Raw genomic sequence first — 8,476 nt, 5'->3', positions numbered from 1 at the left:
GAGGGGCTGCGGTGATGGCAACCCATGGCTTTATTCACCGCCCACGGCCCTCACCCCAGCCCTCTCCCAGAGGGAGAGGGAGCGAAGACTGCCTCTCAGGGCGCCAACCTTTCCCTCACCCAAGCCCCGTCTTCGGTGAACCGATAGCGCAAGCGGTCATGCAGCCGCGACTTGCGGCCCTGCCAAAACTCCCAGGTGTCCGCGATCAGCCTGAAGCCGCCCCAGTGCGGCGGCCGCGGCGGGTTCAGCATGTACGTCGCAGCGTACTTGGCCGCATTCGCCACGAGTGTTGCCCGCGATGAGATCACCTCGCTTTGCGGCGACGCCCAGGCCCCGATCCGAGAGTCGAGCGGGCGTGACCGGAAGTAAGTGTCGGACTCCTCTTCGCTGACCTTCTCCACCCGTCCCTCGATGCGCACCACGCGCTCGAGTTCGACCCAGTGAAATTGCAGTGCCGCAAACGGATGACCGGCAAGCTCGCGTCCTTTGCGGCTTTGGTAGTTGGTGTACCAGACGATGCCGCGCTGGTCGAAGCCCTTGACCAGAACGATCCGCGTCGATGGCCGCCCGTTCTCACCGACTGTTGCCAATGTCATTGCATTCGGTTCGGGAACTTGCGCATCGAGTGCCTCCTGAAACCACAACTCGAACTGCTTGATCGGCTGCGTTTGCGACGCGGTCTCGTCGAGTTCGGTCCGTTCATAACTCTTGCGGAGGTCGGCGATGTTTGTCATGAGGCAAGTATAGAAAGCACGACGACCCCGCTCGCTTCAAGCAATTCAAAACAGCGGTATACCCACGCCTTCCCCAAAAGGAGCCATCGAGCAAATGACGACCTTCACCGTGAATGGCAAGACAGTCAATGTCGATGCCGACCCATCAACACCGGTCCTTTGGGCCCTGCGTGACCATCTGCAACTGACGGGCACCAAATTCGGCTGTGGCGCCGCGTTATGTGGTGCCTGCACCGTGCACCTGAACGGCCAGCCCATCCGAAGTTGCATCACGCCGATCTCGGCAGTAGCGGGGCAGAAGATCACGACCATCGAGGCCGTGGCCGACGACAGAGTCGGCAAAGCCGTGCAGGACGCATGGATTCGCAACGACGTGGCGCAGTGCGGCTATTGTCAGAGCGGGCAGATCATGAGCGCCGCCGCGTTGCTGCGCGTCAACAAGAAGCCGAGCGACGCCGACATCGACGGCGCAATGGCCGGCAACATCTGCCGCTGTGGCACCTACGCCCGCATCCGCGCCGCGATCAAGGACGCGGCCAAGGCTCTCAGCCTCTGAGGTGAACCCCATGAACTACGAACATCTGATGGCTCGTGTCGGCAGCAAGCGTGAGCCTCTTGCACCAGGCGTCGATCGCCGCAGCTTTCTCAAGCTCGGCGCGGCGTCGGGCTTTTCGCTGGGTCTCTTCCCGGCGGGTGGGGCTTCAGCCGCCGAGCCTGCGGCAACGGGCTTGAAGCCGCAGCAAGACCCCGCCGCCTTCGTCAGCATCGACCCGAGCGGTGTCGTGACAGTGATGGTCAACCGTCTCGACTTCGGTCAGGGCGTGATCACCGGGCTGCCCATGCTCGTCGCCGAAGAACTCGACGCTGATTGGTCGAAGGTGCGCGGGCATTTGGCGCCAGCTGCGGATGCATACAAAGATCCCGGATTCGGCATCCAGATGACGGGCGGATCAAGCGCCCTTCACAACTCGTGGCAGCAGTACCGCGAGCTCGGTGCAAGAACGCGGGCGATGCTCGTTGCCGCCGCGGCGCAGCGATTCAATGTCGATGCATCCGCCTGCAAGGTCGCGAACGGTGTGGTGTCATCCGGCTCCAAGCGGGCCAGCTTTGGCGAGCTTGCCGCCGATGCGATGAAGCAGCCCGTGCCAGAGAAGGTCGTTCTCAAGGACGCAAAGAATTTCAACCGCATCGGCAAAAGCACAACGCGCCTCGACGCTGTCGCCAAGTCAAGCGGACGGCAGACCTTCGGCATCGACGCGCGCGCCGACGGCATGAAGACTGTGCTGATTCTTCATCCGCCCGTCTTCGGCGGCAAGGTAGTCAGCGTTGACGCGGCACATGCCAAGACGGTAAAGGGCGTGGTCGATGTGTTGAAAGTCGATCTCGACCGTGGCGCGACGGGCGTCGCCGTGGTTGCCGACGGCTACTGGCCGGCGAAGATGGGCCGCGATGCCTTGCAGGTGCAATGGAACAACGATGCGGTCGAGAAGGTCGACAGCGAGAAACTTCGTGCCAGCTACCGCGAACTGGCCACAAAGCCTGGCATCAAGGTGCGCGAAGCCGACACGTCGAAGATCGCGGGTGCGCCAAAGAAGATCACTGCGGAGTACACATTCCCGTATCTCGCGCATGCACCGATGGAGCCTCTGAACTGCCTCATCGACTTCGACGGTTCGAACTGCAAGGTCATCGCCGGCTCGCAGTTTCAGACCATCGACCAGGCCAACATCGCGGCCACGCTCGGCATCACGCCAGACAAGGTTCAGCTCACGACCGCGATGGCCGGCGGAGGATTCGGGCGCCGTGCGGTGCCGACGAGCGACTGCCTCGTTGAAGCGGCACATGTCGCGAAGGCATGGCGTGCCTCGGGAAAATCCGGCCCGCTCAAGTTGATGTGGAGCCGCGAAGACGACATCCGTGGTGGCTACTACCGGCCAATGCATGTGCACCGTGCCGAGATCGGCTTCGACGAGAAAGGCAAGGTGCTGGGCTGGAAGCACGCAATCGTCGGCCAGTCCATCCTCATGGGCACGCCCTTCGAGCAGTACATGGTGAAGAACGGTGTCGACTCGGTCACCGTCGAAGGCGTGGCGGATACGGTCTACGACTTGCCGCTGTCGCTGGATGTGCATCACCCGAAAGTGAACGTGCCGGTGCTGTGGTGGCGCTCCGTAGGTCACTCCCACACCGCATTCGTCATGGAAACCCTGATCGACGAGATTGCGCGCACAAGCGGGCAGGACCCTGTGGCGTATCGACGCTCACTGCTGTCGGACAAGCATACGCGGCATCGTGCGGCGCTCGATCTGGCAGTGTCGAAGTCGGGCTATGGCAAGAAGCAACTGCCCGCGGGACATGCATTCGGTGTCGCGATGCACGAGTCGTTCAACAGCGTGGTGGCTTACGTGGTCGAAGCATCGGTGAAGGACGGCCAGCCCGTATTGCACAAGGTAACGGCGGGCGTGCATTGCAATACGGTCGTGAATCCGCTGTCTGTGGAAGCGCAGGTGCAAGGCGCAGCGCTGATGGCACTTGGCACCACCTTGCCCGGTTCTGCCATCACATTGAAAGACGGCGTGGTCCAGCAGAGCAACTTCGGCGAATACACCGTGGCGCGCATGCCGCAGATGCCTGTCATCGAGGTCTTCACTGTGACGAGCACGGACGTGCCCACGGGCATGGGCGAGCCAGGCTTGCCGCCCTTGGCGCCGGCATTTGCCAACGCCATCTCCAAATTGACCGGCTTTCCGCTGCGTGAGCTGCCCTTCAACATGTTGCATTCGTGAAATCCCACCCCCAGAAAACGCTTACGGAGAAAGCCTTAAGTAGACGCCCTCTGGCTGAAAGACCATCCAGATCACATCCTTGCATTTCAGGTTCTCGCTTCGCGCATGGGTGGTCAAGAAGTTGTTGGAGGGATCATGAAATCGCGGCCTGCGGTGATTGTGTTGGCAGCTGGAACGGGGTCTCGCTTTGGTGCGCCCGATCACAAGCTCATACAGATCCTGGGGGCTTTCACGGTGCTGGGCTCGACCTTGCGACATGCCCTTGCCAGCCATTTGCCCGTGGTCGTCGTGACCACCGAGGCCTTGGCCGATACCGCCCGGCGTCATGTCGCGTCGCGCGACATTGTGGTGGTGCCTGAAGTGGGGACTCCGGGGCCTCAGCCTCTGGGCATGGGTTTTTCGATCGCCGCCGGCGTCGCGGCACGCCCGAACGCGACGGGGTGGCTGGTGTTGCCAGGCGACATGCCCATGGTGCAATCGAGCACACTGCTCGCGGTGTGTGCGGCGCTTGAGCATTACCCTGTCGCCTACGCGCAGCACCGCGGCAGGCGAGGCCATCCGGTGGGGTTCAGTTCGGAGCTGTATTCGGAACTGGTGATGCTGTCGGGCGATCAAGGCGCAAGGCGATTGATTGCACGCTATCCGGCGCACGGGGTCGAGGTGAACGATCCCGGCGTGCTGATCGATGTCGATACCCAAGCGGATCTCGAGACCCTTCGACAATCGCAGCCCGTACCCACATCGGCTCCGGCGTCAGGCTGAGCTAAGGATTTGGCCCGGATTCATCGGCGGCAAGTTGGGGGAGCTTTACGCCGCGCAAGGATGCGATCAACATGCAGGTGGCACTGCCCGCGGTGTTCGTTGGGGACAACGCGGAGCAGGTCAAGTTCTGACCGCTGTTTCCGACGGCAAGGAGCACGCCGTGCGCGCGCCGAATCGCGTCCATCACACACCGAACGGTTTTGTCCAACCCAGGAGCGAGTTGTGAAGATTTCCACACGACTCAACCTGCTGTGGCTGGCCACCATCCTGGTGATGACTGCCGCGGTCTTCGTGCCCGCGGTTTTCTATCTCCAAGCGGACCTGCGGCAGTCTCGCGAACGGCTGATGCAGCTGGAGTTGCAAGATGCCACGCAGTCCATCCAGGAGCAGCTCAGTCGTTCCGGCGTGGTCGCTGCCAGCAAGGAGGCCGAGGTGCAGTTGCAGCGCCTGCGCGCCAAGGAAGGCTTCGCTTCGGCCACGCTGTTCGTCATCGAGAGGAACGACAAGCGGATCGTTTACGACCCTGAAGGGGCCCGGGGTCAACGCGCGAACTTCGCTTTCGTCGATGAGATGTTGCAGCGTCAAACCGGCTCACTGCAGTACGAGTACAAGGACGATCAGCGCTTGGCTGTATTCCGCATGCTGGAGCCGATCGACTGGCTGGTGGGCGTGGCCGTTTCGCGCAGTGAGGTTGACGCGGGCATGTTCGGGATCGTGCGGGCCATGGCGGGCATCACCCTCGTCGCCTTGTGCCTGAGCGGGATCGCAGTCACGCTGTTCGGGCGCTGGTTGATGCGGCGCATCGGTCTGACCTTGGACTGTGTCAGGCGAATCGAGCAGGGGGATCTGTCGGCCCGCATACAGCACATCAAGTCCTCTGATGAGGTCACAGCGCTGCAGCGCGGTGTGAATGCCATGGGCGAACGCATCGAGCAGCGGACACGAGAGCAGCGTGAGGCGCAGGAGGCACTGCGTTCCAGCGAATCGCGTCTGCGCAGGGTGGTCGAGTCCAGCATGATCGGCATGTTCTTCTGGGACGTGTCGGGCGCGGTGACGGAGACGAACGATGCGTTCCTGGAGATCATCGGCTACGACCGCGACGATCTGCGCGCGGGTCTTATGGACTGGGCCCGGCTCACGCCGCCGCAGGAAGCTGCTGCTGACCACGACGCCATCCAGAAGCTGCTGAACACTGGCCGCTGTCCGCCCTACGAGAAGCATTACATCCGCAAGGACGGGAGTCTGGTGCCGGTGCTGATCGGCGGCGCCCTGCTGAACGATTCGAAGGAACAGGGCGTGGCGTTCATCGTCGATCTCAGCGAGCGCAAACAGGCCGAGGCCGACCGGCAGGCACGACGCGAAGCCGAGGCGGCCAGCACCGCCAAGAGCGAGTTCCTCGCCAACATGAGCCACGAGATCCGCACGCCGATGAATGCCATCCTCGGCATGTCATACCTCGCCTTGCAAAGCGGCCTCAACCCGCAGCAGCACAACTACATAGAGAAGGTGCACGCCTCGGCCGAATCGCTGCTGGGCATCATCAACGACATCCTTGACTTCTCCAAGATCGAAGCCGGCAAGCTCGACATGGAGTCCATCCCGTTCAGCTTGGCGGACGTGATGGACAACCTGGGCAGCCTGGTCGGCATGAAGGCCGAGGAGAAGGGGCTGGAGCTGCTGTTCATCGAGCCGCCGGAGCTGCCTGCGGCGCTGGTGGGCGATCCGTCGCGGCTGAGCCAGGTGCTGATCAACCTGGGCAACAACGCCGTCAAGTTCACGGAGCATGGAGAAGTCGTCATCTCCATTGAGGTGATCGAGCGCGACGATGCGTCGGCACGACTGCGCTTCGAGGTGCGCGACACAGGCGTCGGCATGAGCGTCGAGGAGCAGCAACGTCTGTTTCAGCCCTTCTCGCAGGCGGATGCCTCGACCAGCCGGCGCTACGGCGGCACCGGCCTGGGGCTGGCGATCAGCCGGCACTTGGTGCGCCTCATGGGCGGCGAGATCGGGGTCGACAGCGCGCCGGGCCGAGGCAGCCGCTTCTACTTCAGCGCGCGCTTCGGCATGCAGCGCGACACCGCCACTCGGCCGCCGCTGCCGCTGCCGCTGCAACCGCTGGAGGGTCTGCGGGGCACGCGTGCTTTGATCGTGGATGACAACGCCTGCGCGCGTGAGGTGCTCGCACACATGACCGGCTCGCTCGGTCTGAAGGTCGACACTGCCGTCGACGGCCTGGACGCGCTGCGCCTGGTGTCGCTTGCCGACGGGCGCGATGAGCCCTATGACCTGGTCCTGCTCGACTGGAAAATGCCCGGCATGGACGGCGTGGAATGCGCGCGCATGCTGTCGCAGCAACGACGTCAGCGCCACCCACCGCCGCCTGTGCTGATGCTGACGGCCTTCAGCCGCGGCGAGGTGCAGCAGCGTTTGACTGAATTGCGGATTTCTGTCGGCGCGCTGCTGACCAAGCCGGTCACCCCCTCGACCCTGTTCGACGCATGTGGCGCCGCGCTCGGCCTCGTGAAGCGTCATACCACCCGCACGGCGCTGCGCGAAGAGACCATGCTCGGCCATCAGACCAAGCTGAGCGGCGCACGAATCCTGCTGGTTGAAGACAACCCCATCAACCAGGAGCTGGCGTTGGACGTGCTGAGCCACGCGGGCATCATCGTCAGCGTCGCGGGCAATGGCCAGGAGGCGCTGGCAATGCTGGCGCAGCAGAGCTTCGACGGCGTGCTGATGGACTGCCAGATGCCGATCATGGACGGTTACGCTGCCACCCGCGCTCTCCGCCAGCATCCGCAGTGGCGAGATCTCCCAGTCATCGCGATGACGGCCAATGCGATGGTCGGCGACCGCGACAAGGTGCTCGCCGCGGGCATGAACGACCACATCGCCAAGCCGATCAAGCTCGACGAGCTGTTTACTACGCTCGTGCGCTGGGTGCACCCCGCCGGGGCCGCTTCGGGCGAGTTGCCCGGGGGGGCCAATGCCAGTCGGCTACCCGCTCCGCTCGCTGAACTGCCCGGCGTGGACACCCGGGCCGGACTCGCCGGCATGAAGGGCAACGCCACCTTGTACCGCCACCTTCTGCGCATGTTCCGTGACCGTGAGGGCGACTTCCCGACCCGCTTCGGAGCTGCGCGCGCAGCGGGAGATGCCGCGGCTGCGGCGCGGCTGGCTCACGACCTCAAGAGCACGGCCGGAACGCTCGGGGTGCGCGCGGTCCAGCAAGCGGCCGAGCCGCTCGAACAAGCCTGCTACGAGTACGCCGAAGATGCGGAGATTGACGTGCTGGCGCAGAACGTGGCCCGGGTCCTCGACCCGGTCATCGCGGGCCTTCAGCAGCTGGGCACCGAGCCTGCTTCGATTGCTGGGGCCGCGCCGTGAGGAAATGGCCCGGAGGCAGCTCGATTGTTTCGGGCCATGTCCTAAGCGGTCAAAGTGTGCCTGCGCGCCAACTCCACGAGCCTCTCGACCTCCCGATCGAGAATCCCGCACCCGCGCAACGATGCTGCCGTACCCAACAAGTAATCGAGCGTCGTGCCGTACTTTCCGCAGGCCGTGCGAAAAATTTTCAGAATCGCATCGTCAGGCAGCGGTCCGACATGGCTCGGGCTGCTGCGGCTCAAGGTGAAGGCAAGCGCATGCACAGTGCCCTGCGGCGTGCGGCAGGGCAGCCACTTGGGGTCGTACACGCCGGTAGGCATTTCGCGCAGCCACAGGCGGTCGAGTTCTGCGTCGGCACGTTCGCTGTCCAGCCGATAGGCCATGCCGCGGCACGATCCGCCGGGCACGAGCGCAAAGACCAGGCCTGAGCATTCCGGCGTGCCGCGGTTGACGGTCGATCGCATCTCGAGCGCGCGGTGATAGCCGTACACGGTGGCTGGGCGCTGCTCCACCGCCTCGAACTCCGGCCGCCAGATGAGCGATGCATAACCGAAGACCCACAAGTCCTTGTCGCCTCCCCACTCGTGACGGATTCTTGCAAGTTGATTTGCAGGGTGGCGGGGATGCGTCATCGGATGCATGACCCGCGACTCTATCGCGGACCGCATTCCGCAGGCTGGTGTCGCGTCAATCACAAGTGTCGGCTGAGAGGCTGAGAGTATTTCGATCATGCCCGCTCATCACGCCAAAAGGCCCCTGCTCGTCGTTGCAAATGCTCGCCATAGCACGAGCTATGGCTGCGCT

6 protein-coding genes are annotated in these 8,476 nt (G+C 63.6%); 4 read left to right on the top strand and 2 right to left on the bottom strand.

All coding sequences use genetic code 11. The features are described 5' to 3' along the window. Window positions 1–95: 95 nt before the first annotated feature. Entirely contained in the window at window positions 96–734 is a 639-nt protein-coding gene (pdxH, locus tag AC30NL_RS11625; RefSeq protein WP_489464160.1) for a pyridoxamine 5'-phosphate oxidase, read from the bottom strand. 94 nt (window positions 735–828) lie between these two features. Between pdxH and AC30NL_RS11620 the strand changes: the two genes are divergently transcribed. From AC30NL_RS11620 to AC30NL_RS11605, 4 genes are all read left to right on the top strand, one after another. Continuing rightward, window positions 829–1,290: a (2Fe-2S)-binding protein gene (locus AC30NL_RS11620; protein ID WP_489464159.1), complete on the top strand. Its 462-nt coding sequence runs from the start codon at window positions 829–831 to the stop codon at window positions 1,288–1,290. Between the two features lie 10 nt (window positions 1,291–1,300). Continuing rightward, window positions 1,301–3,520, top strand: a complete 2,220-nt coding sequence (locus AC30NL_RS11615) for a xanthine dehydrogenase family protein molybdopterin-binding subunit (RefSeq protein ID WP_489464158.1) — start codon at window positions 1,301–1,303, stop codon at window positions 3,518–3,520. Between the two features lie 135 nt (window positions 3,521–3,655). Beyond that, complete coding sequence (locus AC30NL_RS11610) at window positions 3,656–4,282, top strand: nucleotidyltransferase family protein (RefSeq protein ID WP_489464157.1); 627 nt, start codon at window positions 3,656–3,658, stop codon at window positions 4,280–4,282. Window positions 4,283–4,504: 222 nt separating this feature from the next. Next, a complete protein-coding gene (locus tag AC30NL_RS11605) occupies window positions 4,505–7,672 on the top strand; it encodes a hybrid sensor histidine kinase/response regulator (protein ID WP_489464156.1) in 3,168 nt (1,055 codons plus the stop codon). 41 nt (window positions 7,673–7,713) lie between these two features. On the opposite strand, the gene AC30NL_RS11600 is transcribed toward AC30NL_RS11605, so the two are convergent. After that, window positions 7,714–8,313, bottom strand: coding sequence for a gamma-glutamylcyclotransferase (locus AC30NL_RS11600; protein WP_489464155.1), 600 nt, complete (start codon window positions 8,311–8,313; stop codon window positions 7,714–7,716). Between the last annotated feature and the right edge of the window lie 163 nt (window positions 8,314–8,476).

Source organism: Rhizobacter sp., from assembly GCA_021153565.1.
Lineage (GTDB): Bacteria > Pseudomonadota > Gammaproteobacteria > Burkholderiales > Burkholderiaceae_C > Albitalea.
This window is presented reverse-complemented; position numbering and strand designations above follow the sequence as displayed.